Annotated in this window: 22 protein-coding genes; 7 read left to right on the forward strand and 15 right to left on the reverse strand. The window is 72.1% G+C overall.

Going from position 1 to position 25708, the window contains the following annotated elements; genetic code table 11:
• Positions 1-81 precede the first annotated feature (81 nt).
• The gene (locus AB0H21_RS02065) at positions 82-543 is read left to right on the forward strand and encodes a hypothetical protein (RefSeq protein WP_358510206.1); all 462 of its coding nucleotides are present in this window, start codon (positions 82-84) and stop codon (positions 541-543) included.
• 179 nt (positions 544-722) lie between these two features.
• Here AB0H21_RS02065 and AB0H21_RS02070 read toward each other — a convergent pair whose 3' ends face one another.
• Together AB0H21_RS02070 and AB0H21_RS02075 are read right to left on the reverse strand one after the other, a co-directional pair.
• On the reverse strand, positions 723-2075 hold the full coding sequence (locus tag AB0H21_RS02070) for a 6-phospho-beta-glucosidase (protein WP_358510209.1): 1353 nt from the start codon (positions 2073-2075) through the stop codon (positions 723-725).
• Between the two features lie 43 nt (positions 2076-2118).
• Complete coding sequence (locus tag AB0H21_RS02075; RefSeq protein ID WP_358510212.1) at positions 2119-2877, reverse strand: DeoR/GlpR family DNA-binding transcription regulator; 759 nt, start codon at positions 2875-2877, stop codon at positions 2119-2121.
• A gap of 134 nt (positions 2878-3011) precedes the next feature.
• Between AB0H21_RS02075 and AB0H21_RS02080 the strand changes: the two genes are divergently transcribed.
• Together AB0H21_RS02080 and AB0H21_RS02085 are read left to right on the forward strand one after the other, a co-directional pair.
• Positions 3012-4160, forward strand: coding sequence for a PfkB family carbohydrate kinase (locus tag AB0H21_RS02080; protein WP_358510215.1), 1149 nt, complete (start codon positions 3012-3014; stop codon positions 4158-4160).
• A 140-nt stretch (positions 4161-4300) separates the two neighbouring features.
• The gene (locus tag AB0H21_RS02085; RefSeq protein ID WP_358510218.1) at positions 4301-5152 is read left to right on the forward strand and encodes an LLM class F420-dependent oxidoreductase; all 852 of its coding nucleotides are present in this window, start codon (positions 4301-4303) and stop codon (positions 5150-5152) included.
• A gap of 84 nt (positions 5153-5236) precedes the next feature.
• On the opposite strand, the gene ligD is transcribed toward AB0H21_RS02085, so the two are convergent.
• The 5 genes from ligD to hemG form a co-directional block, all read right to left on the reverse strand.
• A complete protein-coding gene (gene ligD / locus AB0H21_RS02090; protein WP_358510221.1) occupies positions 5237-6256 on the reverse strand; it encodes a non-homologous end-joining DNA ligase in 1020 nt (339 codons plus the stop codon).
• A 636-nt stretch (positions 6257-6892) separates the two neighbouring features.
• Complete coding sequence (gene msrB, locus AB0H21_RS02095; protein WP_358510224.1) at positions 6893-7294, reverse strand: peptide-methionine (R)-S-oxide reductase MsrB; 402 nt, start codon at positions 7292-7294, stop codon at positions 6893-6895.
• Between the two features lie 102 nt (positions 7295-7396).
• Positions 7397-7957: a hypothetical protein gene (locus AB0H21_RS02100; RefSeq protein ID WP_358510227.1), complete on the reverse strand. Its 561-nt coding sequence runs from the start codon at positions 7955-7957 to the stop codon at positions 7397-7399.
• A 232-nt stretch (positions 7958-8189) separates the two neighbouring features.
• On the reverse strand, positions 8190-8894 hold the full coding sequence (gene hemQ, locus AB0H21_RS02105) for a hydrogen peroxide-dependent heme synthase (RefSeq protein ID WP_358510230.1): 705 nt from the start codon (positions 8892-8894) through the stop codon (positions 8190-8192).
• Positions 8895-8975: 81 nt separating this feature from the next.
• The gene (gene hemG, locus AB0H21_RS02110) at positions 8976-10424 is read right to left on the reverse strand and encodes a protoporphyrinogen oxidase (protein WP_358510233.1); all 1449 of its coding nucleotides are present in this window, start codon (positions 10422-10424) and stop codon (positions 8976-8978) included.
• A 162-nt stretch (positions 10425-10586) separates the two neighbouring features.
• On the opposite strand from hemG, the gene AB0H21_RS02115 reads away from it, so the two are divergent.
• Positions 10587-11636 carry a DUF4349 domain-containing protein gene (locus AB0H21_RS02115; RefSeq protein ID WP_358510236.1) on the forward strand — a complete coding sequence of 350 codons (1050 nt, stop codon included), beginning with the start codon at positions 10587-10589 and terminating at the stop codon, positions 11634-11636.
• A gap of 6 nt (positions 11637-11642) precedes the next feature.
• Here the strand turns inward: AB0H21_RS02115 and hemE are convergent, their stop codons facing one another.
• The gene (gene hemE, locus AB0H21_RS02120) at positions 11643-12680 is read right to left on the reverse strand and encodes a uroporphyrinogen decarboxylase (RefSeq protein WP_358510239.1); all 1038 of its coding nucleotides are present in this window, start codon (positions 12678-12680) and stop codon (positions 11643-11645) included.
• A 757-nt stretch (positions 12681-13437) separates the two neighbouring features.
• On the opposite strand from hemE, the gene AB0H21_RS02125 reads away from it, so the two are divergent.
• Positions 13438-14040 carry a DUF3000 domain-containing protein gene (locus AB0H21_RS02125; RefSeq protein ID WP_358510242.1) on the forward strand — a complete coding sequence of 201 codons (603 nt, stop codon included), beginning with the start codon at positions 13438-13440 and terminating at the stop codon, positions 14038-14040.
• Positions 14037-15308, forward strand: a complete 1272-nt coding sequence (locus AB0H21_RS02130) for an HRDC domain-containing protein (RefSeq protein ID WP_358510245.1) — start codon at positions 14037-14039, stop codon at positions 15306-15308. The genes AB0H21_RS02125 and AB0H21_RS02130 overlap by 4 nt, the downstream gene beginning before the upstream one ends.
• Before the next feature lie 52 nt (positions 15309-15360).
• Here the strand turns inward: AB0H21_RS02130 and AB0H21_RS02135 are convergent, their stop codons facing one another.
• The 3 genes from AB0H21_RS02135 to dxs form a co-directional block, all read right to left on the reverse strand.
• Positions 15361-16368 (reverse strand): LacI family DNA-binding transcriptional regulator, encoded by a 1008-nt coding sequence (locus AB0H21_RS02135; RefSeq protein ID WP_358510249.1) that lies wholly within the window; start codon positions 16366-16368, stop codon positions 15361-15363.
• An 86-nt stretch (positions 16369-16454) separates the two neighbouring features.
• The gene (locus AB0H21_RS02140) at positions 16455-17939 is read right to left on the reverse strand and encodes an amino acid permease (RefSeq protein ID WP_358510252.1); all 1485 of its coding nucleotides are present in this window, start codon (positions 17937-17939) and stop codon (positions 16455-16457) included.
• Positions 17940-18081: 142 nt separating this feature from the next.
• A complete protein-coding gene (dxs, locus tag AB0H21_RS02145; protein WP_358510255.1) occupies positions 18082-20037 on the reverse strand; it encodes a 1-deoxy-D-xylulose-5-phosphate synthase in 1956 nt (651 codons plus the stop codon).
• Between the two features lie 178 nt (positions 20038-20215).
• Between dxs and AB0H21_RS02150 the strand changes: the two genes are divergently transcribed.
• Complete coding sequence (locus tag AB0H21_RS02150) at positions 20216-20992, forward strand: neutral zinc metallopeptidase (protein WP_358510258.1); 777 nt, start codon at positions 20216-20218, stop codon at positions 20990-20992.
• A 29-nt stretch (positions 20993-21021) separates the two neighbouring features.
• On the opposite strand, the gene AB0H21_RS02155 is transcribed toward AB0H21_RS02150, so the two are convergent.
• The 4 genes from AB0H21_RS02155 to AB0H21_RS02170 all read right to left on the reverse strand — a co-directional run bounded on the left by AB0H21_RS02155 (position 21022) and on the right by AB0H21_RS02170 (position 25640).
• A complete protein-coding gene (locus AB0H21_RS02155) occupies positions 21022-22224 on the reverse strand; it encodes an ROK family transcriptional regulator (protein ID WP_358511351.1) in 1203 nt (400 codons plus the stop codon).
• 164 nt (positions 22225-22388) lie between these two features.
• The gene (locus tag AB0H21_RS02160; RefSeq protein WP_358510261.1) at positions 22389-23642 is read right to left on the reverse strand and encodes an ABC transporter permease; all 1254 of its coding nucleotides are present in this window, start codon (positions 23640-23642) and stop codon (positions 22389-22391) included.
• Entirely contained in the window at positions 23639-24415 is a 777-nt protein-coding gene (locus tag AB0H21_RS02165) for an ATP-binding cassette domain-containing protein (RefSeq protein WP_358510264.1), read from the reverse strand. Before AB0H21_RS02165 ends, AB0H21_RS02160 begins: the two co-directional genes overlap by 4 nt.
• Before the next feature lie 100 nt (positions 24416-24515).
• Positions 24516-25640 (reverse strand): substrate-binding domain-containing protein, encoded by a 1125-nt coding sequence (locus AB0H21_RS02170; RefSeq protein WP_358510266.1) that lies wholly within the window; start codon positions 25638-25640, stop codon positions 24516-24518.
• Positions 25641-25708: the final 68 nt, after the last annotated feature.

Here is a 25708-nt window from a genome sequence, read left to right on the forward strand (position 1 = left end):
CGCCCGTCATGCCGGGGTGACGGCGGCCCAGGCACGCTCACGGTGCCGCCATCTTCCGCGGCGGCACGAGAGGAGACCTCCATGAGGAGAAACGCCTTCGCCGCGCTCGTCCTGAGCGGCGCGTTCGTCCTTCCCGCGGCCGCCACGGCGGCGCACGCGTCCGTAGCCTCCGACGACCTGATCAAGCCGGGCTACACGTCCCTGACGGCGTGCCAGAGCGCCATCCCCGGAATCCAGCTGAAGGGGTTCTCCGTAGGAAGCCTGGTCTGCAAGTCCGACAGCGGCTCGACCGCCGAGACCCCCGGCACGATGTGGGGCGTCTACAGCACCGAATCCCTCGGCACGCAGTCGAACGGCAGCGAGGCTACCGACGAACAGACCACCGCCGAACAGAGCGAGCAGACCACCGGCGAAGAGACCACCGGCGAGGAGATGACCGGCGAAGAGATGACCGGCGAGCAGACCACTGGTGAAGAGATGACCGGCGAGCAGACCACCGGCACGGAGAGCACCGGCCAGAATATCCAGACCCCGTCCCAGTGACCGGCGGCCCACACCGCCCCCGGGCCCGGTCTCGCCCACCCGGCCCGGACACCTGAAACCGGCGAACCCAACGGCCCGTGCCCGCCAAGCACGGGCCGTACCCAGTGAACGTCCCCCGCCTCGGCGCCGAGCCGGGCTCTCCGCGCCCGGCCGCCCGAGCCCGCCGCGAGAAGCGTCAGCTATCCGGCGGGGTGCAGGACGGCCGCGAGTTCGGGGATGCGGGCGCGGTAGCCGTCCAGCAGCGAACGGGCCACCGACACCGAGTCCACCAGCGGGTGGGAGGCGAACGCCCGCAGGGCCACGGTCGCCGAGCCGGTCACGGCGGCCTCGATGACGAGCTGCTCGACGGCCTTGACCTGCTGGACGAGCCCGAGGAACTGGCCGTGCAGGGGCCGGGTGGCGAGCGGGCGCACCCCGCCGGGGTCCACCGCGCACGGCACCTCCACCACCGCCTCCGGGGGCAGCCCGGGGACCGCCGTACCGTTGCGCACGTTGAGGATCATGGTGTCGGTACCGCCCCGCGCGATGGTCGTCATCAGCGCGAGCGCGATGCCCTCGTACCCGCCCGCCAGCAGGTCGGCGGCGTCGCGCTCCCCCGCCCCCGCGGTCTCGCGGGTCTCGGCCATGTACGACGCGTCACGCTCCCGGCGGGCGCGCCGCCACACCTCCAGGGCGCGCCCGGGCTCGCGCGCGACCGCCGCGTAGAACTCCGACTGCTGCCGTACCAGCGCCTCGCCCCGGGTCTGCGGGGCGCCGCCGATCGCGGCCACGGCCTCGCGGGTGAAGTAGTAGTAATAGAGGTATTCGTTCGGCAGCGCGCCGAGCGACCGCACCCAGTCAGGGCCGAACAACCGCGACTCCTCCACTCCCTTGAGCGCCGCGTCGTCGCCGAGAAGGTCGGGCAGGACGTCCCGCCCGTCGTGGACGAGGCCGCGCAGCCAGCCGAGGTGGTTCAGCCCGACGTAGTCGGGGGCGGTCCTGCCGGGGTCCAGGCCGAGGGACCGCGCGGCCCGGCGGACCAACCCCAGCGGGGAGTCGCAGATGCCCACCACACGGTCGCCCAGCACCCGCTGCATGGCCTCGGTGATCATGCCTGCGGGGTTGGTGAAGTTGATCACCCATGCCCGGGGGGCGACGGCGGCGACGCGCTCGGCGACACGCAGGGCCACCGGGATCGTGCGCAGCCCGAACGCGATGCCCCCGGGGCCGACCGTCTCCTGGCCGAGCAGGCCGAGGCCGAGCGGCACCCGTTCGTCCGCCGTGCGCCCCTCCAGGCCGCCGACGCGGATCGCCGAGAACACGAAATCGGCGTCGCGCAGGGCGTCGTCCAGGTCCGTGGTGGCGCGGACGCGCGGCGGGTCGTCGTGCCCGGCCGCGAGCTGGGCGCACACGTGGCCCATGGCGGTCAGGCGTTCCTCGGACAGGTCGTACAGGACGACCTCCTCCACCCGCGGCCTGCCGGTGTCGCGCAGCAGCGCGCCGTACACCAGCGGGACGCGGAAACCGCCGCCGCCGAGGATGGTCAACCTCATGCTCGCTCCTCGTGCTCGCCCGTCCGCCTCGCGGCGCGGCCGTTCATGTCAGCAGCACCTCGGCGCCCGCCTCGCCGAGCGCGCGGAGGGTCGTCTCGTCGGCGCCGTCGTTGGTCACCACGGCGTCGATCTCGTCCGGCCCGCACACGCGCAGCGCGCCCGAGCCGGGGAATTTGTGCCGGTCGACGACCAGCACGACCTGGCCCGCGGCCGCCATCATGGCCCGCTTCAGGGGGACCTCGGCCACGGTGGAGTCGGTCACCTGCCCGTCGGGCCGCACGCCGCTGGCGCTCAGGAACAGGCGGTCGGCGCAGACCTGGCGCAGGGCCTGCTCGGTGAGCACGCCCACAAGGGAATGGTAGGCGCGGCGCAGCATGCCGCCGAGCACCAGCACTTCGACCGCCGGGTCGCCGCGCAGCACGTCCAGGACGGCCACACTGGAGGTGACGACGGTGACGGGCCGGCCGCGCAGGTGGTGGGCCACCCTGACCGTGGTCGTGCCGATGTCGAGCAGGACGACGTCGCCGTCGCGGACGAGCCCGGCCGCGCGGGCGGCCACGGCATCCTTGTGGCGCTCGTCGACGGCCGCGACCTCGGCGAAGGGCAGATCGACGTCGGCGTCGTCGTGGGCCAGCGCCCCGCCGCGCACCCGCCTGAGCGTGCCGTCGCGATCGAGGATCTCGAGATCGCGGCGGATGGTCGAGGGGCTGACGCCGAGCTGCGCTGCGAGGTCGCGCACGCTGGTCGCCCCGGCGAGGCGGACACGCTGCATGATCTCGGCATGCCGGACGCGCTGGAGCACTCAAGGATCGTATCAGTCATGTGTGAGCACAACTAAGCAAAAATGCGCACGATCATCCGTCGACTCTTGATATGGGCGACCAAAACATGCAAGAGTGCGCACATTCTTCTCACCGTCGAGGAGGACCCACTTCCGTGTCTGTCCAGGCCTACGACCCACTCGCCGCTCTACGCCGTCCAGACGGGCCGGAGTTCGACGTGTTCACCGCCGGCACCGTGTTCCTGGACATCGTCTTCACCGGTCTCCAGGCGATGCCCGCCGCCGGCACCGAGGTCTGGGCCGAAGGGATGGGGTCCTGCCCCGGAGGCATCGCCAACCTCGCCATCGCCGCCGGCCGCCTCGGGCTGCGCACCTCCATGGCCGCCGCCTTCGGGGACGACGACTACGCCGACTTCAACTGGCGCATCCTGTCCGAGCAGGAATCCGTGGACCTGTCGAGATCGCGCCGTTTCAAGCAGTGGCACTCCCCCGTGACCGTCTCCATGGCCGTCAACCGCGACCGCAGCATGGTCACCCACGGTCACCCCCCGCCCATGGCCGCGACCGAGATGATCGGACGTCCCCCGCGCTCCAGCGCCGTGATCGCGCCGCTGTCCATCGAGGAGCCGCTCGGCAGCGCCGACTCCTGCACCTGGGCCGACCAGGCCCGCAAGGACGGCGCCCTGATCTTCGCCGACGTGGGCTGGGACCCCTCTGAGACCTGGGCGCCCTCCCTGCTCGACCAGCTGGAGGTGTGCCACGCGTTCATGCCGAACGCCGTCGAGGCCATGTCCTACACCGGCACCGAGACGCCCCGCGAGGCCCTGTACGCCATCGCCGACCGCGTCCCGCTCGCCGTGGTGACCGACGGCGCCAACGGCGCGATGGCCATCGACTCCACCACCGGCGAGGAGGCGTACGTCCCGGCGCTGCGGGTGACCGCGCTCGACCCGACCGGCGCCGGGGACGTCTTCGGGGCCGGGCTCGTGCTCGGTACCCTGGCCCACTGGCCGCTCGGCGACCGCCTGGCCTTCGCGGGGGTCTGCTCGGCGCTGGCCGTGCAGCAGTTCGGCGGGTCGCTGGCCGCGCCGGGGTGGGGGGACATCGCCGACTGGTGGCACGACGTCCGGGAGGCCGCGGGACACAGCGGGGCCTACATCGAGTCGCTCGCCCGCCGCTACGCCTTCCTCGACACCCTGGTCCCGACCGTGCCCGTGGGGGCCGTCCGGCGCGCGGCCGCCACCATGTCCCTGCACGCCGACGTCTCCGCCGGAGCCGAGCCGGTCGACAAGAAGGGAAACTGAGCGCGCACCGCCCGGAATTCCCTACATTTCTCACAGGGAATAGCCCTCCGGCGGCGGGGGTTGTCGCGCCTGGGCCCGTCGGGGCGCCCGGGTGTCCTCCCGCGCCTGGTCTCGGAACGACTGTGAAGAAGGGGAGCACCATGACGACATGGCCCGCGCTCGGCAAGGTCGGGGTGTGGCGCAACGCGTCGCAGGTGACGCCCGCCCTGGCGGCGTCACTGGAAGAGCTCGGCTACGGCGCCGTCTGGCTCGGCGGATCCCCCGGCGGTGACCTGCGGATCGCCGAGGACATCCTCGCGGCGACCGCCACGCTCACCGTGGCCACCGGCATCGTCAACATCTGGCAGGACGATGCCGCCGCCATCGGCGCCGCCTACCACCGCATCGCGGACGCCCATCCCGGCCGCTTCCTGCTCGGCGTCGGCGCCGGACACCGCGAGGCCACGGCCCGCTACGCCAAGCCGTACGACGCGCTCGCGGCCTACCTCGACGGGCTCGACGCGGCGAAGGTCCCGGTCGAGGGCAGGGCGCTGGCCGCGCTCGGGCCGAAGGTGCTGCGGCTGTCCGCCGAGAGGAGCGCGGGCGCGCACCCGTACCTGACCGTTCCCGAGCACACCCGGCAGGCGCGGGAGATCCTCGGCGACGGGGTCCTGCTGGCCCCCGAGCAGAAGGTCGTCGTGTCGGAGGACACCGAGGCGGCCCGGCGGATCGCGCGGGAAATCGCGCGGGAAACGGTGCACTTCTACCTGCGCCTCAGCAACTACACCAACAACCTGCGCAGGCTCGGGTTCGGCGACGACGACCTGGCGGGCAGGGGCAGCGACCGGCTCGTCGACGCGCTCGTGGCCCAGGGCGACCCGGCGACGATCAAGCGCCGCGTGGACGAGCACCTCGCCGCGGGCGCGGACCACGTGGGCATCCAGCTCCTGACGGCCGAAGACCAGGACCCGCTGCCGGGGTACCGCGCCCTCGCCGAGGTGCTGTTCGCCTGAACCGGGTCTCACGCCCGGACACCGGAGGGGCCGCCGAAGTCGCCGCGGCCCATCCGGGGGGCGACGTGGTGGCCGAGGACCCGGTCAGCCCGCCTCGATTTCACCGGCAGGCTGCCGGGCCTTGCTGGGTTGGACGCGTTTCGGTTCGCCGGGCATTTTGGGGTAGTTGGGCGGGTACGGCATGTCGCCGCGTTCGTCCTTCGCGTACCACTCCAGGAGCGGCTCGATGGTGAACGCGCGGTCGTCGATCTCTCTGTGCACGTCGCCGAGCGCGGCGAAGCGGGGCGGGACGGTGCGGATGTCGAAGTCGCGCGGGTCGACGTCGGTCAGTTCCTCCCAGGTCACGGGTGTCGAGACCGGGGCGTGCGGCTTGGCGCGGACGGAGTAGGCGCTGGCGATCGTGCGGTCGCGGGCGTTCTGGTTGTAGTCGATGAAGACCTTCTCGCCGCGTTCCTCCTTCCACCAGGCGGTGGTGGCGAGGTCGGGACGGCGGCGCTCGACCTCGCGGGCGAGGGCGATGGCGCTCTGGCGGACCTCGGTGAAGGACCGGTCGCGCGCGATGCGCACGTTGATGTGGATGCCCCGGCTGCCGGAGGTCTTCGGGAAGCCGCGCATGCCGAGCTCGTCGAGGATCTCGCGGACGACGAACGCGGCGGCCCGCGCGTCCTCGAAGCCGGTGCCGGGCTGGGGGTCGATGTCTATGCGCAGCTCGTCGGGATGCTCGACGTCGTCGGCGCGCGTGGGCCAGGGGTGGAAGTCGATCGTGGCGAGGTTGGCGCAGTAGGCGATCGCGGCCACCTCGGTCACCCGCAGGGCATCGGCCGTGCGCCCGCTCGGGAAACGGATCGTGACGGTCCGCAGCCACTCGGGGTGCTTGGGCGGCATGCGTTTCTGGTAGATCGCCTCGGTGGCCACGCCGTCGGGGTGGCGCTTGAGGTAGGTCGGGCGATCTTTCAGGGCGCGCAGCGCGCCATCGCCGACGGAGATGTAGTACTCGACCAGGTCGCGCTTGGTCGCCCCGATCTCGGGGAAATAGATCTTGTCCGGGTTCGTGACCTTGATGACCCGGTCTCCGACATTGAGCTCGATGAACGGCGACGCCATGCTCCGACCGTACCTTCCGGCGGTGACAAAAGGCGGGCGGGGGACGGTCCGTCCCGGAGCGCCTCTGTGGCGGACCGCGCTCGGACGGGACGGACCCCCCGGGATCGCCCGCCGGACGGGCGCTGACGTCTCCCCCGTCCGGTGACCTCCCCGAACGGCGCGCGGAAGCGGGGATGTACCGGCGATCTTCCTCGTAGGAGGTGATCAGCCCCCATACCGGTGAAGACGCCGGAACCGGGCCGGCAGGATGCTCGCGACGGAAAGCTTTCCGCCGGGCCGACGTTCCGCATACGCGCCCGGGGTTGTGCACCGCCCGGTCAGTCCGGGCGGGGTCGAGGGGGTTTGCGGGGCTTCCTCACCCGTACCCGGGTCTTGCCACAGATCTCGCAGCGCTGCGTCACCACCTGGCCGATGGCCTCGATGGTGTCCCACCTGTGGCGTATGTGCACAGAGCTCCAGACCGAACCAAACCAGAGTCTGCGGGTGGCACCACCCCACAAGCGTCTCTACCCGCGCATGACGCGGCCATGCGCCGTTCGTTACTCTTCGCACGCGAGCGATCACCCTGGCGGACCACGGGCCGGTCCGCGGCCTCAGGGCGGCCGTTCCCGGCCCGCGGAGTGGTGTACGGCCCGGTCAGCCGACCGGTTCGAGGTGGAGGGAGACGGAGTTGATGCAGTACCGGTCGTCGGTGGGGGTCGGGTAGCCCTCACCGTGGAAGACGTGCCCGAGATGGGAGTCGCAGCGGGCGCACCGGACCTCGACCCGCACCATGCCGAGCGAGCGGTCCTCGATCAGCGTCACGGCGTCGGACTCGGCCGGTTCGAAGAACGAGGGCCACCCGCAGTGGGAGTCGAACTTGGCCTCGGAGCGGAACAACTCGGCCCCGCAGGCGCGGCAGGAGTAGACCCCCACGGTCTTGGTGTCGACGTACTCCCCCGTGAACGGACGCTCGGTGCCCGCCTGGCGCAGGACGCGGAACTCTTCGGGAGACAGCTGGACCCGCCACTCGGCGTCGCTCTTGACCACCTTTTCCATGCCCTCAAGCCTATGCGGGCCGGGGCGGGGCCGCCGTCCGCGGGCGTGCGCCGCGGGGACATGTAAGGGCCTCGTAATCCCTTGCCGTGGCCGGGCGGCCGCCTACTTGGGTGACGGGGCGGACAGGCGGCAGGAGGTGTCGTCCGGGCCGGCGATGTTGGCGAGGACGGGGTTGCCGTTCTGCCCGTACTTCGCCTGGACGAACACCACGGGGCTCTGGTCGCCGACCTCCTGGAGCAGGTACTCCATGCCCCGCTTGCACAGGTCGAGCGCGGACTTGGAGTTGTGCGCCGACTGCGGCAGGTCGGTGTAGATGCGAAGGTACTTCCCGGTCGTCCTGATGTCGGTGATCCGCTTGACCGCCTTGTCGTCCGCCCACCGCTGCCTGAAGTAGCTGATCGCCTTGCCGTCGGTGTGCCGGCTCGGCCCCGACGCGGTGTCGGCGGGGTCGCGGCGCTTCTTCTTCGCCTTCTTGGCGGGAGCGGCCTCCGCGGCCGTGACGTCGGAACCCGCCGCGACCTTGGGACCCGCCGTAACGCCCGGGTCCACCGGGACGGACGGCGCGACGCCCTCGCCGGCCGGCGCGGGCGCGGCTGCGGCGCCGCCCTGCGGGCGCGCGAACACGGCGACGACCGCGAGGGCCGCCACCGCTACGGCCGCCACCCCGGAGAAGATCTGCAATAACCACGCACGGCGGCTTTTGCGCCGCCTGTGCCCCCCTCGCCTGGAACGTACCAGGCCATTGCCCCTGTTCACCCTCTGCCTCACATCGACACGGGAATCACCCACGAGTATGCCAAAGATCGCGAGCCCGCGTGGGTTGTTCCTGAAATATCAGACGTGGTCGCTTTTGAGGCGTCGGTGACGGATGTCCCGTTTCTGGGGGATTCGACGGTCACGGCAGGGCGGTGACCAGCTCCTCCAGCGGCTTGCGCGTGCCGGTGTAGAACGGCACCTCCAGCCGGGTGTGCCTGCGGGCCTCCGACGCGCGCAGATGACGCATCAGGTCGACGATGCGGTGCAGCTCGTCGGCCTCGAACGCGAGGATCCACTCGAAGTCGTTGAGCGCGAACGACGCCACCGTGTTCGCCCGCACGTCGGGATAGTCACGGGCGAGCCTGCCGTGCTCGGCGAGCATGGCGCGGCGCTCGGAGTCCTCCAGCAGGTACCACTCGAGGGAGCGCACGAACGGGTACACGCAGACGTACCCGCGTGGCTCTTCCTCCGCGAGGAACGCCGGGATGTGCGACTTGTTGAACTCGGCCGGCCGGTGCAGCGCCATGACCGACCACACCGGCTCGCTGGCGCGGCCCAGGGACGTGCGCCGGAAGCGGCCGTAGACCTCCTGCAGGTCCTCGGGCGTGGGCGCGTGCCACCAGAACATGTAGTCGGCGTCGGCGCGGAACCCCGCCACCTCGTAGGCCCCGCGCGTCACGACGTCCTTCTGCGCGGCCTGCGACAGCACGGACTCGACCTCGTGCGCGGCCTCCTGCCGGTCGCCCGGCAGCGGCTCGCGCACCCGGAAGACCGACCACATGGTGTAGCGGATGACCTGGTTGAGATCGCGGGCCTTCGGCCGCGCGCCGCTCTCCGTCGTCACTTGAACTCGCCTTCCATCGAAGCGTTCGTCGTTCCCGGCGCGGTCGACCCGGCGCCGTTCTTCAGCTGGGTGCGGGGCCGCTCAGCGGGCGCCGGCCGCGGGATGCCCCTCCAGCCATTCTCCCTCGCGCCGCTCGTCGAGGTACGCGAGGATGCCCGCCGCGGCCGTGCGCGCGGTGGCCACGCACGCGGGCACGCCGAGCCCGTCGTAGGCCGCGCCGCAGACCGCGAGCCCCGGCTGGACGGCCACGGCCGCGCGGACGCGCGCCACCCGGTCCAGGTGGCCGACCTCGTACTGCGGCAGGGCGCCGCCCCAGCGGGTCACCCGGCTGTCCAGGGGCAGCCCGCGCACGCCCATGACCTCGGCCATCTCGCCCATGGCCAGGGCCACCAGCTCGTCGTCGGCGCGCTGCAGCAGGTACTCCTCGCCGAGGCGGCCGACGGAGCAGCGCAGCACCAGCACGGCGGGGTCGGCGTCGGCCAGATGGGGCCACTTCACCGAGCTGAACGTCACCGCCTTGACCGCGCGCCCCTCGACCGGCGGCACCAGGTAGCCGCTGCCGGCCGGCGGCTCGGGGAACGCCGCGCGCGGGTAGGCGAGCGTGACGATCGCCATGCTCGCGTACTCGATGCGGGCCAGCTCGGCGGCGGCCTTGGGCACCTCGGCGGCGAGCAGCCGGGCCGCGGCGGGGGCGGGGACCGCGATCACCACGGCGTCGGCCTCGACGACCTCCGGCGACCTCGTGGGACCGGTCACCAGGCGCCAGCCCTCGGGCGTGCGCGCGAGCTCGCGCACCATGACGCCGGTCCTGATCTCGGCGCCCGAGGCGCGGGCCACGGCCTCGGGCAGGCCGCCCATGCCGCCGCTCAGCGTGGTGAAGACGGGCCCGGCGTCCTTCGGGGCGTCGTCGGCGATGCCGCGCGCGGCCCTCAGCAGCGAGCGCTCGGTGCGGGCCACGGCCGCGATGTGCGGCATGGTGGCGTCCAGCGAGAGCGTCTCGGCGCGGCCGGCGTAGACCCCGCCGAGCAGCGGCTCGACCAGGCGGTCGACGACCTCTCCGCCCATGCGCGCGCGGATGTAGGCGGCCACCGACACGTCGGAGCTGATCAGCGTCGCCGGAAGGATCTGGTCGACCGGCACCCGGGCCAGCCCGGCCGGCGAGAGGATGCCCGAGCGCCCGAGCTCGGCGACGTCGGCGGGGACGCCCATGACCTGCCGCTTCGGCATGGCGCGCAGCGCGCCCCTGCTGTAGATCGAGGCGCCGGCCGGGGCGGGGTGGACGAGCTCGTCGCCGAGGCCCACCGCGCGGGCCAGTTCGCGGCCCTCGGGACGGCGGGCCAGCATGGCCTCGGCGCCCTCGTCGACGGGGATGCCCGCGACCTCCGAGGTCCGCAGCTTGCCCCCGACGCGGGGAGCGCCGTCCAGGACGGTCACGGCGAGGCCGGGGTCCTCGTGCCGCAGATGCCACGCCGCGGCCAGACCCGCTATGCCCCCGCCCACGACCACGACGTGCCGCCGAGTCCCTTCCATGCCTCAAGACGTTACCCGCCTAGGGCGTCACCCCGGACGGCGGCCGGGCCCGGCCTGGGGACGAGCCCCTCGGCGGTAGGGGGCCGGGCGGCCGCCCAGAACGTGACGGCATTGTGACGTGCGCCACCCAACCGCGGGCCCGCCGCACCCGTCAACAGGGGCATGAGCAGATTACGATGCCGTGCGGCCCTGCTGGCGTCCCTCACGGGGGCCGTCGTCCTGTTGGCGGGCTGCGGAGGCGGAGACGGTGGCATGGCCGCCGTCGGCAGCGCGCCCGCCGCGCCCCAGGACGCGGCGCGGATGCCGGTCCCGGCCGACGCGAGTGCGGAGGTGGCGAGCGGCTCGGCGGGCTCCGGCGGCGCGGCCCCTCAGCGGGACACGGCGGCCGGTGAGGCGGGGTCCCCTGTGAAGATCGCCGAACCGGTGCGGTCGATCGTCTACACCGGCGAGATGACGGTCCGGGCGAAGGACGTGACCGCGGCCGCCGAGAAGGCCAAGCAGATCGTCGCCGCGTCGGGTGGGCGCCTGGACAGCGAGGAGTCCACCTCGGACGGGAGCGGGGGTGGCGCGACGCTGGTCTTCAAGGTGCCGCCGGACGGCTACCAGGCCCTTCTCGGGCGGCTCGGCAAGGAGCTCGGCAAGCGGGAGGCGCTGCGCCAGGCCACCGAGGATGTGACCGAGCAGGTCGCCGACGTCGACAGCCGGTTGAAGTCGGCGCAGTCCTCGCTCGACCAGCTCCGCTCGCTTCTGAGCAAGGCCAAGACGATCGGGGAGGTCCTGTCGGTCGAACGGGAGATCTCCACCAGGGAGGCCGACCTGGAGTCGCTCCAGGCCCGGCAGAAGTCGCTGGCGGCGCGGACCGCCGAGGCCACGCTCACCCTGCGCGTCGTCGGGCCCGCCGCGGTCGTCCAGGAGCCGGACGACGACCCGCCGGGCTTCCTGAGCGGTCTCAGGGACGGCTGGGACGCCCTGGTGACGAGCTTCAAGGTCGTGCTGATGGTGCTGGGCGCGCTGCTCCCCTGGCTGGTCGTGCTGGCGGCGGTGTGGTTCGCCGTCTCCGCCGTGCGCCGCCGCGCAAGGCGCCGCCGCGTGGAGGCGGAGCGCGTCGCGGCCGAGGCCACCGTACCCGCGGCCCCCGACGGCGAGGGCGAGCGTCGCGAGGCCGCGGCGGAGGGCTCGCCCGCCCCCGAGCCAGGGCGGCCGGAGGCGTGACGGCGGTCAGCGGGCGGAGGCCTCGTGGACGAGGTCGGTGAGGCGGGCGAGCTGGGCGGGGTCGGTGGACGGCAGCACGCCGTGGCCGAGGTTGAACACGTGCCCCTCGGCCGCCCGCCCGCGCGCCAGGATGTCGCGGGCACGGCGCTCGACGACCTCCCACGGCGCGAGCAGGATCGCCGGGTCGAGGTTGCCCTGGAGGGCCTTGCCGGGGCCGACGCGGCGCGCGGCCTCGTCCAGCGGCACCCGCCAGTCGACCCCCACGACGTCGGCGCCGGCCTCGCCGAGCAGCCCGAGCAGTTCGCCGGTGCCCACGCCGAAGTGGATGCGCGGCACGTCCAGGTCGGCCAGGCCCGCGAAGATGCGGCTGGTGTACGGGAGGACGAACTCGCGGTAGTCCTCGGGGGCGACGGCGCCGACCCAGGAGTCGAAGAGCTGGAGCGCCGAGGCGCCCGCGTCGGCCTGCACCCGCAGGTAGGCGATGGTGATGTCGGTGAGGCGGCCCATGAGCGCGTGCCACAGCCCGGGGTCGCCGTACATCATGGCCTTGGTGTGGTCGTGGTTCTTGGAAGGGCCGCCCTCGATGAGGTAGGACGCGAGCGTGAACGGCGCGCCCGCGAAGCCGATCAGCGGGGTGGGGCCGAGCTCCTTGGCGAGCGCCTGGACGGCCTCGGTGACGTAGGGCACGTCGTCGGGGTCCAGGGGGCGCAGCGCGTCGAGCGCGGCGCGGTCACGGACCGGCTCGGCGACCACGGGGCCGACGCCGGGCTTGATGTCGAGGTCGACGCCGATGGCCTTGAGCGGCACGACGATGTCGCTGAAGAAGATCGCCGCGTCCACCCCGTACCGCCGCACGGGCTGCATCGTGATCTCCACGATGAGGTCGGGGGTCGCGCACGCGGTGAGCATCGGCACGCCGGAGCGGACGGCGCGGTACTCGGGCAGTGAGCGGCCCGCCTGCCGCATGTACCAGACGGGGGTGTGCGGCACCGGCAGGCGGCGGCAGGCGCGGATGAACAGGGATTCGGCGGTCTCGGAGTTCACCCTTCCAGAGTGCCATGGAGGGGTGCCGGTCCACGTATCGCGTGCGTGCTCAGATCTCGCCGCCCGGGAGGGCGACGGGGGCCGGTCCGGGCGGTTTCGCGGGCACCGGAGGTGGTCCCGGGGGCAATACCAAAGCTTGCCGCGAAAACGATATTTACCGGGCGGATGTCCGGCGATGATGATGGAAGCCGCGATCCGTACACTATGTCTGGTTCGACGGCCGGCCGAGGGCCCGCACCGGAGGGCAGGCCGCGTCAACGCGCTCCCAGGCACGGGTACAGTACGTCTCACGAGAGGTCCGTGATCATGTCGCGGCTGGTTCAAATGTTCGTCAAATCGCCGCGCGGCGGCGATTCGGTGACCACTTTCGGGACACGCCGAGCGCGTTGCGGGGAAATGTCGCCGTGACGTGTCAACGTCGGACCAGCCCCGAGTTCACGGACAGGGCCCGCGGGGGGAGCGTCGGCCAGGCGGCGCGCAGTCTTGTCCGCGCGAACTCTCGATCTTGGGACCCGACGAAAGGCCCGCGATGACCGCGATGTGGAGTTCCTCCGAGCACCGCACTGTGCATTGTGCGCACCTTGCCGTCGAACGGGGCGTGGCGCGGCTCCCTCGCCTCGACGCGCACGACGGCCGCCGATTCCTGGGGTGTGCGGAGCGTGGCGGCGCCCCGGTGACGAGAGCTTGATCACCATCCATGCATTCCGCGCATACCCCCCTGTTCCCGGCACCACCCGTTCCGGCCTACGCTGCAATCATGACCATCGGTGACGCGCCGCCGGCCCCCGCCGCATTCCGGCGGGCCCTGGCGAGCCTGCGTCCCGCCGATGTCAGGCCGGAGATCGAACTGGAGGACATCCCCGCGCCGCAGCGGCTGGCCCCCTACTCCGGCGCGGTCGGCGCGTCGGTCTACCGCGGCGACGACGAGCTCGCCGTCGGCCGCCTGATCATGCTGTTCGACCCCGACGGCCAGCGCGGCTGGGACGGCCCCTTCCGCCTGGTCGCCTACGTCCGCGCCGACATGGAGCCCGAGATCACCTCCGACCCGATGCTCGGGCCTGTGGCGTGGAGCTGGCTGACCGAGGCCCTCGACTCCCACGGGGCCGGGTACGCCGCGGCGGGCGGCACCGTCACCCGCGCGGTGTCGGAGGGCTTCGGCAACAAGGCCGACGACCCGATCACCACCGAGCTGGAGCTGCGCGCGTCGTGGTCCCCGCTGGAGGATGACCTGTCGGCCCACGTCGCCGCATGGTGCGACCTGATGTGCCTCGCGGCGGGCATCCCACCCCTGCCACCTGACGTCGCGGCCCTCCCGCCGCGGTCCGCGCGTCGAGAAGACCCGGAGCCCTTCAGGACGTGACCGACGACGAAATCATCCCCGCATCCGAAATAGTGCCGCTCCTGGAACCCCGCGAGGGCATCCCGCCGGTCATCGAGGACGCCGGCGCGCTCGCGGCGGCCGTCCGCGCGTTCGCCAAGGGCACGGGCCCGGTGGCCGTCGACGCCGAGCGCGCCTCCGGCTACCGCTACAGCGGCCGTGCCTACCTGGTGCAGCTCCGCCGCGCCGGGGCGGGCAGCGTGCTCGTCGACCCGGTCGCCTGCCCCGACCTGTCGGAGCTCGACGAGGCGCTGGTCGACGCCGAGATCGTGCTGCACGCCGCCACGCAGGACCTCGCCTGCCTCGCCGAGCTGGGCTTCACCCCCCGCACCCTGTTCGACACCGAGCTCGCCGGGCGCCTGCTCGGATACGAGCGCGTCGGCCTCGGCACGATGGTCGAGAACGTCCTCGGCCTGCGCCTGGAGAAGGGCCACTCGGCGGCCGACTGGTCGCAGCGCCCCCTCCCCGAGGACTGGCTGCGCTACGCCGTGCTGGACGTCGAGGTGCTCATCGAGCTGCGCGACAAGCTGTACGAGGAGCTTTCCACCGACGGGAAGCTCACGTGGGCGCAGGAGGAGTTCGCCGCCATCCTCGCCGCTCCCCCGTCGCCGCCGCGCACCGACCCATGGCGGCGCACCTCCGGCATCCACCGCGTGCGCACGCTGCGCGGGCTGGCCGTGGTGCGCGAGCTGTGGACGCTGCGCGACGAACTGGCCCGCGAGTCCGACCTCGCGCCCGGCCGCGTGCTGCCGGACTCGGCGATCGTGACCGCGGCGCTGGACCAGCCGCGCACCACCAAGGCGCTGACCGAGATCGCGCCGTTCACCGGGCGCAGCGCCCGGCGTCACCTGCGCGAGTGGCTGAACGCCATCGGCCGCGCCCGCGCGCTGGCCGAGACCGAGCTCCCGCAGCCCAGCGGGCCGGGCGAGGGTCCTCCCCCCGCCAACCGGTGGGCCGACCGCGACCCCGCGGCGGCCAGGCGCCTGGCCGCCGCCCGCGCCGCGGTGGCGGCCCTGGCCGACGCCAACCGCATGCCCACGGAGAACCTGCTGCAGCCGGAGGCGATCCGGCGCCTGACCTGGGAGCCGCCCGCCGACCTCGGCGACGAGGGGGTGGCGGCGCGGCTGCGCGAGCTCGGGGCGCGCGGGTGGCAGATCGAGCTGACGGCGCATCCCCTGTCCCGGGCGCTGATCCGCCTCGTGGTCAAGGGCGAGATCGACGAGCCCCCGCCCGCGTCCCTGACGAACTGACCCGCGGGCTCCGTCACGGCGCCCGCGGACCTTCGGCACAGCGGGGGGCCGGTCAGCCGGTCACCGGCCTCACGCTGTCGCGGAGCACGACCTCTCCGCCGACCGTCTCGCGCCTGGGGACGCCCTCGTGGCCGAGGGCCAGGTCCAGCGCCAGCGAGCCCATGCGCGCCAGCGGCAGCCGCACGGTCGTGAGGGAGGGTACCAGGTCGCGCAGGGGGGCGATGTCGTCGAACCCCGCGAGCGACATGTCGCGCGGCACCTCGACGCCGTTCTCCCTCAGGGCGGCGAGGGCTCCGGTCGCCATGACGTCGGTCACCGCGAACACGCAGGTCACGTCACTGCGCAGGGCCAGCAGCTCGCAGGTGGCGGCGTGCCCGCCGTCGCGGTCGAACGCGCCGCGCACCACCAGCGGCGGCGGGAGCCCGAGGTCGGACAGCGCGGCGGCGAACCCCCCGGCGCGGTCGATCGCGGTCAGCAGGTTGGACGGCCCGGCGAGCGTCGCGAAACGGCGGTGCCCGAGGCCGGCCAGCGCCACCGCCAGGTCGTAGGCCCCCTCGCGGTTCAGTGGGGCCACGGTGTCGGTGCCGAGGATGTCCTGGCCGATGACGGCGACGCGTCCCCCGCCGGCGCGGTACACGTCCAGCTCGGCGCGCAGCCGGCGCAGGACGGCCTCGTCCGTGACCCGGGAGCCCGCGATCAGCACGACCCGGGCGCGCTGGGCGTTGAGCGTGGCCACCAGCGCGATCTCGCGCTCGGGGTCGCGGTAGGTGGTGCCCAGGGTGACGACCATGTCGTGGCCGTCGGCCGCGCGGATCGCGCCGTCGGCGATGGCGGCGAAGTAGGGGTCGGTGAGGTCCTGGATCACGATGCCGACGACGTTGCTCGCGCCGCGCGCCAGGGTCTGGGCTGCGGCGTCGACGCGGTAGCCGAGCTTGGCGGCCGAGAACTCGACCCGCTCGCGCATGGCCGCGCCGACGTGACGTGTGCTGCCGTTGAGGACCCGCGAGGCGGTCGCCAGCGACACCCCCGCGTGCCTGGCGACGTCTTCGAGCGTGGCCATGATCGCCTCCCGTGGCCGGCGTGCCGCCGCGGGGCCGGACCGACGGCCCAGACCCCCATACGCACGGTAACCGATCCCGGCAACGATCAGGTGACGGGCACCCGGGACTCCCGCTCGACGCGGCTGTGCCGCCTGCCGTACAGGAAGTAGATCACGACTCCGGCGCCCATCCAGACCAGGAACCGCAGCCAGGTCTCCGCCGGCAGGTTGAGCATGAGGTAGAGGCAGGCCAGCGCCGAGAGGACGGGCACGAGCGGCACCAGCGGCGTGCGGAAGGCCCGCGGCAGGTCGGGGCGGGTGCGGCGCAGGATCACCACGCCCACCGACACCAGGACGAACGCGAACAGCGTGCCGATGTTGACCAGCTCGGCCAGCGCCGAGAGCGGGATCAGCCCCGCCAGCAGCGCGGTGACCGTCCCGATGATGATCGTGATGACGTACGGCGTGCCGAAGCGGGGATGGACGGCGGCCAGGGGCCGGGGCAGCAGGTTGTCGCGGCTCATCGCGAAGAACACGCGGCTCTGGCCGAGCATGAGGATCATCACGACCGTCGTCAGCCCCGCCAGCGCGCCCACGCTGATGATCGTGGCCAGCCAGTTCTGCCCGAGTGCGCGGAACGCGCCGGCCAGCGGGGCCGATCTGTTCAGCCGGTCGTACCGCTGCATGCCGACGACGACCAGCGACACCGCGACGTACAGGAAGGTGCAGATGGCCAGGGAGGCGATGATGCCGACCGGCAGGTCGCGCTGGGGGCGGCGGGTCTCCTCGGCGGCGGTGGCGACGATGTCGAAGCCGATGAAGGCGAAGAAGACGATGGCGGCGCCCGAGAACACGCCGAGCACCCCGTAGGCGACCGGGGTGAGGCCGAACAGGGTCTGGATCAGCGGCGCCTTGAGCCCCTCGACCGCCGGCGTGGGGTGCGCGGGCGGGATGAACGGGGTGAAGTTCGCGCTCTTCACGAAGAACAGCCCCGCCACGATCACCAGCAGGATCACGGCGACCTTGACGGTGACGATGACGAGGTTGAACCGCGCGGACAGCTTGATGCCGGCCACCAGCACGGCCGTGAGCGCCAGCACGATGACGGCCGCCGGGACGTTGAACGTCGCGTTCTCCCCTGTCAGCGACGACGGCAGGTCGACGCCCATGGCGGCCAGCAGTTCGGCGAAGTACCCCGACCAGCCGACCGCGACCACGGCCCCGCCGAGGGCCATCTCCAGCATGAGGTCCCAGCCGACGATCCACGCCGGGAACTCGCCGAGCGTGGCGTAGGAGAAGGTGTACGCCGACCCGGCCACCGGCACGGTGGAGGCGAACTCGGCGTAGCACAGGGCCGCGAGGGCGCAGACGACGCCGGCGATGACGAACGACAGCGCGACCGCCGGGCCGGAGGTCTCCCGGGCGACCTGCCCGGTCAGGACGAAGATGCCCGTACCGACGATCACGCCGACGCCGAACACGGTCAGGTCGAGCGCGCTCAGGTGGCGCCGCAGCCGATGCCCGGAACCCTCGGTGTCCTCGATCGACAACTCGACCGGCTTCGTCCGGAACATCGTCCGCAGCACAGACATTCGGCACGCCCCTGATCGCCCTCGACCATGTGCTACACCTTCACGAGGAAAGCGCACACCACGAGTACCCCAGGTCAGACCGAACATTCCTCCCCGTTTCCGCCGGGCGCCGACCGGCGGAAGGGAGGATCACGGGCGTCGGTCAGGAGGCTGGGTGCTCCTCCAGGACGGGCGCGCCGCGGGTGACGGTCTCGGTGATCCGGCGGGCGATGTCCTGCCCGGTGAGGCCGGCCTCGGCGAGGATCTTGGGCCGCTTGGCGTGGCCGAGGAACTGCTGGGGGACGCCGAACGTGCGCACCGGGACGTCGATCTCGGCGTCCCTGAGCAGGCGCGCCACGGCGTCGCCCACCCCGCCGACCCGGCCGTTGTCCTCGACCACGGCGACGAGCCGGGCGGCGCGCGCGGCGCCCGCTAGCGCGTCGTCCAGCGGCTTGACCCAGCGCGGGTCGACGATGGTGGCCGAGATGCCGTGCGCGTCCAGCAGCGCGGCGGCCTCCAGGCAGATCGCGGCCATGGGGCCGACGGCCACCAGCAGGACGTCGGCGCTCTCGCCGCCGTCCCGCAGGACGTCCATCGCGCCGAGCTTTCCGGTGGCGGGGATCTCGGGCCCGACCGCGCCCTTGGGGAACCGCAGGACGGTCGGGCCGTCGTCCACCTCGACCGCCTCGCCGAGCAGCTCGCGCAGCCGCGAGGCGTCGCGCGGCGCGGCGATCGACAGGCCGGGGACGACCTGGAGGATCGACAGGTCCCACATGCCGTTGTGGCTCGCGCCGTCGTCGCCGGTGACGCCGGCGCGGTCCAGCACGACGGTGACGGGCAGGCGGTGCAGCGCGACGTCCATCAGGAGCTGGTCGAAGGCGCGGTTGAGGAACGTGGCGTAGACGGCGACGACCGGGTGCAGGCCGCCGAGGGCGAGGCCCGCCGCGCTGGTCAGGGCGTGCTGCTCGGCGATGCCGACATCGTAGATGCGCGAGGGGTAGGCTTCGGCGAACGCGGCCAGGCCGGTGGGGTGCAGCATGGCGGCGGTGATCGCCACCAGGTCGGGCCGCTCGGCGCCGAGCCGGACGAGCTCCTGGCCGAAGACGTTGGTCCAGCCGTGGGGCCGGGGCTGCTCCTCGCCGGTCAGCGGGTCGAAGGGCTGCGGCGAGTGGAAGCAGTCCTCGTCGTGGTTCTCGGCGTGCGCGTAGCCGTGGCCCTTGGTGGTGAGGACGTGGACGATGACGGGGCCGCGGAAGTCGCGCGCCTTGCGCAGGGCCGCCTCGACCGCCTGCTCGTCGTGGCCGTCGATCGGGCCGACGTACTTCAGCCCGAGGTCCTCGAACATGACCTGGGGCGCCAGGACGTCCTTGATGCCCTTCTTGACGCCGTGCAGCGTGTCGTACAGCGGGGCGCCGACGACGGGGACGCGGCCGAGGTTGTGCTTGACGAACTCCAGCATGTGCTCGTAGTTCTGCGTCATGCGCAGGGACGCCAGGTGGGAGGCCAGCCCGCCGATGGTGGGCGAGTAGGACCTGCCGTTGTCGTTGACGACGATGACCAGCGGCAGGTCGGGGTCCTTGGCGTGGCCTGCGATGTTGTTGAGCGCCTCCCAGGCCATGCCGCCGGTCAGCGCGCCGTCGCCGATCACCGCGACGACCGTGCGGCCGGTCTCGCCGCGCAGCTTGTAGGCCTTGGCCAGGCCGTCGGCGTAGGACAGGGCCGTCGAGGCGTGGGAGTTCTCGATGATGTCGTGCTCGGACTCGGCCTGGCTCGGGTACCCCGACAGGCCGCCCTCCTTGCGCAGGGTGTCGAAGTCGCCGGCGCGGCCCGTGAGCATCTTGTGGACGTACGCCTGGTGGCCGGTGTCCCACAGGATGCGGTCGCGCGGGGAGTCGAACACGCGGTGCAGCGCGATGGTCAGCTCGACGACGCCCAGGTTGGGGCCGAGGTGACCGCCCGTACGGGAGGTCGTGGAGACGAGAAGGTCACGGATCTCGGCGGCCAGGAGGGGCAGTTCGCCGGGCTCCAGCCGCTTGAGGTCCCCTGGACCCTTCACCGAGGCGAGAAGGTCGGCCTGTCCGTCATCAGGACCGTCGCTCCGCTGGCTCCGCTCGCTCACGGAATCATCTCCTCCACTTGCTCGCCTGTTTACCTGTTCGCCGACCTGGCCCGAAGTCTATTTGCCCAAGGATCCCACCCCGGCGGCGCTCCCGTGAGAGCCTCGCCAAACCTTCACAGCTTGCCCACATTAGATCGGTTTTACGAGGTGTGGGCGTGTCGCGTACCCTCATGGGGTCATGCGCAAGCTCTCCCTTGTCGTCCTGTTGGCCCTGGTCGCACCGCTGCTCTTCCAGGGCACATCCTGGGCCTATCCGATCAAGAACGCGCCGGTCCTCACCGGGAGCCCGCTGTACTCCTCCGGGCCTCTTCCCCGCACGTCCTGTCCCGAACAGCCCGTGGAGGCGGGGGACGTGGCCTCGGCCAAGCGCTACCTGACTCCGCTGGTCTCGTGCCTGAACGACGTGTGGTCGGCCCAGTTCAAGCGGGCGGGCATCCCGTTCGTCGCGCCGACTGTGAAGTTCATCACCAAGCCCCAGCGGGCGTGCGGCGACAAGTGGGGCAAGTACGTCCAGGCGATCTACTGCAACCCGACGCGCCAGATCGTGTTCCTGCTGGACAAGTCCGTCATGACCAACGCCGAGGACCTCTTCCTCATGGACGTGATCGCCCACGAGTACGGCCACCACGTCCAGAACCTCGCGGGCATGTGGAAGGCCTACAACAACCTCCCCGGCCGCGGCCGGTCGGAGTACGACGAGCAGACCCGCAGGCACGAACTCCAGGCCGAATGCCTGGCGGGCGCCTTCATCGGCAGTGTCTGGAGTTCCCTCGACCGTTCCACGGACGACTGGCGGACGCTGCTGGACGCCGACCGGCGCAGCGGCGACGAGACCACCGACGCGCGCGACCACGGCAAGGGTCGCAACATCGCCAACTGGCTGAACCGCGGCTTCAAGGCCGCGGGCCCGGCCGCGTGCAACTCCTGGATCGCCGGCGCCTCGATGGTGGCGTAGAGAGCGGTCCCCGGCAGAGAGCGGCCCGGCTAGGCGCCCACGCGGGCGAGGGCGTCCAGAGGGTCGGCGAGCACTTGGGCGAAGGCCAGCTCGGCGGCCCCCACCAGCGTCGTGTCGTCCCCGAGCACGGGGGTGCGCAGCCGCAGGTGCTCGCGGGAGGCGTGCAGGACGTCGGTGTTGATCCGGCTGCGCACCTGGGCCGCGGCGCCCAGGTAGATCTCCCTGAGCATGCCCCCGAAGACGACGATCTCGGGGTTGAAGATGTTCACCAGGTTGGCCACGCCGAGGCCGAGCCAGTCGCCCACGCGCAGCAGAGCCTCGCGGGCGACGACGTCGCCGCGGTCGGCGGCGTCCACGACCGAGCGCACGGCGTCACGGCCGACCTGGTGGCCGAACCGCCCGGCGGCCTCCAGCAGCGCACGCTCCCCCACCTCGGCCTCCAGGCAGCCGCGGGACCCGCAGCCGCACGGCCGTCCCCCCGCGTTGACCACCATGTGCCCGACCTCGCCGCCGTAGCCGCCGTGGCCGCCGAGCAACTGGCCGGAGGCGATGATGCCGCCGCCGATGCCGACGTCGCCGTGCAGGTAGATGAGGTCACGGGACCCGGCCCCGACGCCCCGGGCCTGCTCGGCGAGCGCGCCGAGGTTGGCGTCGTTGCCCACGGCGACGGGGATGCCGAGCCCCAGCCTGGACTCCAGCTCCGCGCCGAGGGGGACGTCCGAGACGCCCAGGTTCGGGCTGAATCTGACGACGCCGTCGAGCCGGCGGACGCCGCCGGAGAAGGAGACGCCCGCGCCCACGCACACCGCGTCGGCGCCGACCTTCTTCAGCATCCGGCCGGTGAAGCCCGCGAGCAGGCCGGACACCTCGCCGAGCGAGAAGGGGCCACGCTCGCGCGGGGACTCGACGCGGTCGAGGATCACGCCGCCCAGGCCCACCCGGGCGGCGACGAGCCGGTCGACGCCGATGTCGAACGCCAGGACGTACACCCGCGACGACTCGGGACGCACCACCAGGGACGGGCGGCCCGCCCGCCCGGTCTCCCCGGGCAGTTCCTCGCGGACGAGGCCCGCCGCGGTGAGGTCGGCGGTGAGCGCCATGATCGTGCTGCGGTTGAGCCCCATCCTGCTGGTGAGCTCGGCACGGGAGGTGGGCCCGCTGAGATGGACGTGCCGCAGGAGCGCCCCGAGGTTCTGGCGCCGGATCTCCTCCTGCGAGGGCCCCGCGCGCATCATCGTTGGTCCTCTGGTTCGTTCGTACTGTCAGGTGGGCGGAGGGGCGAGGCCGTCCCCGGACAGGCCGCGCGCCGACGGCACACCGGCACGGGAACCCCGCCGGTGTTCATATGAACACCATAGACGTTCCTTGGCAAATTACTGGGACGGACAGGCAGGAATCACCCTAGACCAGAGGCGGCGGCGCGCTTGCGGGAGAGCGCGTCGACCCCGGCGGCCAGGAGCAGGACCAGTCCGGTGACGATGTACTTGACGCTCGCGCTGTAACCCATCAGGCCCATGCCGTTGTTGATGACCGCGACCACGGCGCCGCCGAGCAGCGCGTCCAGCACCCTGCCCTTGCCTCCGAACAGGCTGGTGCCGCCGATGACCGCGGCGCCGACCGCGAACAGCAGCACGTCGCTGCCGCCCGTGCTGGGGTCGACGGAACTGGCCTGGGACGCCAGGACGATGCCGCCCACGGACGCCATGCCGGAGCAGATGACGAAGGCGCTGACCCGGATGCGGTCCACGTTGATGCCGGCGCGGCGGGCGGCCTCGGCGTTGCCGCCGACGGCGTAGATGTGCCGGCCGAAGGCCGTGCGGCGCAGGACGAACGTCCAGAAGATCAGCAGCGCCAGGATGATCGGGACGACGATCGGCACGCCCTTGAGCGAGACCAGCAGGGCGTTGCGGCTGCGCTCCAGGTTCAGGGCGTAGACCGCGAGCCCGCCGAGGATCGCCAGCGCGCCCACCCGGACGGCGATGAGCGTGACCGGGTCGGCCGAGAGGCCGCGGCCGGCGCGGCGGCGCGCCCGCACGATCTGCAGGGCGGCGTACGCGAGGACGCACACCGCGTACAGGATCCAGCCGAGGACCGGCGGGAGGTACCTGTTCTCGATCGCGATGATCACCGGGTCGCGGATGGCGATGTTGTTGCCCTCGCGCACCAGGACGAGGAGCGCGCCCTGGAAGGCGAGGAAGGCGGCCAGCGTCACCACGAAGGAGGGGATGCCGAGCTTGGCGACCAGCGCGCCGAGCGCGAGGCCGATCACGACGCCGGTGAGGATCGCCGCGCCGACGCTGACGTACCACGGCAGGCCGTTCTGGGTCATGGCGACGGCGAGCACCGCCGCGCAGACGCCGCTGGTCCACCCCGCGGACAGGTCGATCTCGCCGAGGAGCAGGACGAAGACCAGTCCCATGGCGATCACGCTGATCGCGGCGCCCTGGGTGAACAGGTTGGCGAAGTTGATCGCCGACAGGAACACCGGCCGCAGGATCGCGAAGGTGGTGCACAGCACGAGCAACCCGAGGATGGCCGGCAGGGCGCCCATGTCACCGCCCCGGACCCGTCCGATGTAGGCACGGACGTTCTGGCCGATGCCGGGCGACGGCGCGGCGGTCTTCGTGCCGGGAAGCATCGTCGTACTCATGCGGTGACTCCGTTGACGTTCTGCAGGCCGAGCTCGCCGCTGCGTCCCGAAGTGATCAGCTCGACGACCTGCGCGTGGGTGACGTCGGCCGTCTTCACCTGCGCGGCCATGCGGCCGAGGTACAGCGCCGCGATCCGGTCCGAGACGGCGAAGACGTCGTTCATGTTGTGCGAGATGAGGATCACCGCCAGGCCGTTGTCGGCCAGCCGGCGCACCAGCTCCAGCACCTGGGCGGTCTGGGCGACGCCGAGCGCGGCGGTGGGCTCGTCCAGGATGACGACCTTGCTGTTCCACAGCACGGCCTTGGCGATGGCGACGGTCTGCCGCTGGCCGCCGGACAGGCTGGACACGAGCTGCCGGATCGACTTGACGGTGCGGACGGAGAGGCTGTCGAGGGTCTTGGCCGCCATCTCCTCCATCGTCGCCTCGTCCAGGACGAGCCCGCTCCTCTTCTCGCGGCCCAGGAACATGTTCTGGACGATGTCAAGGTTGTCGCACAGGGCGAGGTCCTGATAGACGATCTCGATGCCGAGGTCGGCGGCCTCGCGCGGGCTGTTCACCTGCACCGGGCGGCCGTCGAACAGCATCTCGCCTGCGTCGATCGGGTAGGTGCCGCCGATGCACTTGACCAGGGTGGACTTGCCGGCGCCGTTGTCGCCGACAAGTGCGGTGACCTCTCCGGCGTACGCCGAGAAGGCGACCTCGTGCAGGACCTGCACGGGTCCGAAGCTCTTGTCGAGCCCGCGGATCTCCAGGACGGGTTGGGATGACACGTTGCTCCTAAGAGATTGACGGTACACGCCGCGCACCCCGGCGGGGAGACCTCCTGTGGGAGGCCTCCCCGGGAAGCGGCGGCCGTACCGGACCTCGGTTCTACTGGATTCCGGCCTTGGTGCAGAGGTCGGCGAACTCGCCCGTGCAGAGCTCGTCCTTGCTGACGAAGCCGTCGGCGACGACGTCCTTGACGCTGTTGAAGGTGATCGCCTGCGGGTCCAGCAGGACGGACGGGACGTCCTGGTTGGTCTGGGCGTCCTTGGTGACCCCGCTCACGGTCGGCTTCTCGCCGTTGGCGAGCGCGATGGCGAGCTGGGAGGCCGCGTCGGCCTCCTTCTTGACGGCCTTGTACACGGTCATGCACTGGTCGCCGGTGAGGATGTTCTGCAGTCCCTGGACGCCCGCGTCCTGGCCGGTCACCGGCACCTTGCCGTTGAGCTTCTGCTTCTTCAGCACGGTGATGGCGGCGTTGCCGAGGTTGTCGTTCGCCGCGAGCACACCCGCGATCTTGGGCTGGGAGGTCAGCATCTGCTCGAACATCGTGCCGCCCTTGACCGGGTCCCACTCCGGCACGGACTCGTCCGGGCCCTTGGTGTACTCGCCGGAGTCGAACTTCGGCTGGAGCACGCCGTCGTAGCCCTGCTTGAACAGCGTCGCGTTGTTGTCCGTCGGCGAGCCGTTGAGCTCGGCGATGATGGGCTTGTCGACCTTCTTGTCGGCGAGGCACTGGACCAGGCCCTCGCCCTGAAGCTGGCCGACCTTGACGTTGTCGAAGCTGACGTAGTACGACGCGCCGCCGCCGAGGGTCAGGCGGTCGTAGTCGATGACCGGGACACCCTGGGCCTTGGCCTTGTCGATGACGGCCTTGCCGGTGCCGCTGTCCAGGTTGACGATCAGAAGCACGGTGGCGCCGTTGGTGATCATCTGGTCGGCGATCGTCTGGAACGCGGTCTTGTCGTTCTGCGCGTTCTGGATGTCGTAGGCGACGCCCGCGGCCTTGAATGCCTCTTCGAGGAACTTGTGGTCGGCGGTCTCCCAGCGGGGAGACGACTTGCTGTCGGGCAGGATCACGCCGATCTTGCCCGGCTTGGCCTCGGAGGACGGGGAGGCGCCCCCACTGGACGGTGCCGCGCTGGTGTCACCACTGTCACTGCCCCCGCAGGCGGTGAGACCGAGAGTGAGCGCCGCCGCGGCGGCGGTCAGGCCGAGGATCCCCTTGCGCATGGGTGCACGGGTCCTTTCTGCAGAGATCGCCACGGGAGGCGTGGCGTTGGGGGTCTGGGTGGAAGGTG

Source organism: Sphaerisporangium sp. NPDC051011 (assembly GCF_040653595.1).
Classification (GTDB): Bacteria; Actinomycetota; Actinomycetes; order Streptosporangiales; family Streptosporangiaceae; genus Sphaerisporangium.

Excerpts from the sequence above, each read along its gene's own strand:
- AB0H21_RS02065 (WP_358510206.1), top strand. The coding sequence starts at position 82 with ATGAGGAGAAACGCCTTCGCCGCGCTCGTCCTGAGCGGCGCGTTCGTC.
- AB0H21_RS02085 (WP_358510218.1), top strand. The coding sequence starts at position 4,301 with ATGACGACATGGCCCGCGCTCGGCAAGGTCGGGGTGTGGCGCAACGCG.
- ligD (WP_358510221.1), bottom strand. The coding sequence starts at position 6,256 with ATGGCGTCGCCGTTCATCGAGCTCAATGTCGGAGACCGGGTCATCAAG.
- AB0H21_RS02140 (WP_358510252.1), bottom strand. The coding sequence starts at position 17,939 with ATGTCTGTGCTGCGGACGATGTTCCGGACGAAGCCGGTCGAGTTGTCG.
- AB0H21_RS02135 (WP_358510249.1), bottom strand. The coding sequence starts at position 16,368 with ATGGCCACGCTCGAAGACGTCGCCAGGCACGCGGGGGTGTCGCTGGCG.
- AB0H21_RS02170 (WP_358510266.1), bottom strand. The coding sequence starts at position 25,640 with ATGCGCAAGGGGATCCTCGGCCTGACCGCCGCCGCGGCGGCGCTCACT.
- msrB (WP_358510224.1), bottom strand. The coding sequence starts at position 7,294 with ATGGAAAAGGTGGTCAAGAGCGACGCCGAGTGGCGGGTCCAGCTGTCT.
- AB0H21_RS02070 (WP_358510209.1), bottom strand. The coding sequence starts at position 2,075 with ATGAGGTTGACCATCCTCGGCGGCGGCGGTTTCCGCGTCCCGCTGGTG.
- AB0H21_RS02115 (WP_358510236.1), top strand. The coding sequence starts at position 10,587 with ATGAGCAGATTACGATGCCGTGCGGCCCTGCTGGCGTCCCTCACGGGG.
- AB0H21_RS02155 (WP_358511351.1), bottom strand. The coding sequence starts at position 22,224 with ATGCGCGCGGGGCCCTCGCAGGAGGAGATCCGGCGCCAGAACCTCGGG.
- AB0H21_RS02150 (WP_358510258.1), top strand. The coding sequence starts at position 20,216 with ATGCGCAAGCTCTCCCTTGTCGTCCTGTTGGCCCTGGTCGCACCGCTG.
- AB0H21_RS02125 (WP_358510242.1), top strand. The coding sequence starts at position 13,438 with ATGACCATCGGTGACGCGCCGCCGGCCCCCGCCGCATTCCGGCGGGCC.
- AB0H21_RS02160 (WP_358510261.1), bottom strand. The coding sequence starts at position 23,642 with ATGAGTACGACGATGCTTCCCGGCACGAAGACCGCCGCGCCGTCGCCC.
- hemG (WP_358510233.1), bottom strand. The coding sequence starts at position 10,424 with ATGGAAGGGACTCGGCGGCACGTCGTGGTCGTGGGCGGGGGCATAGCG.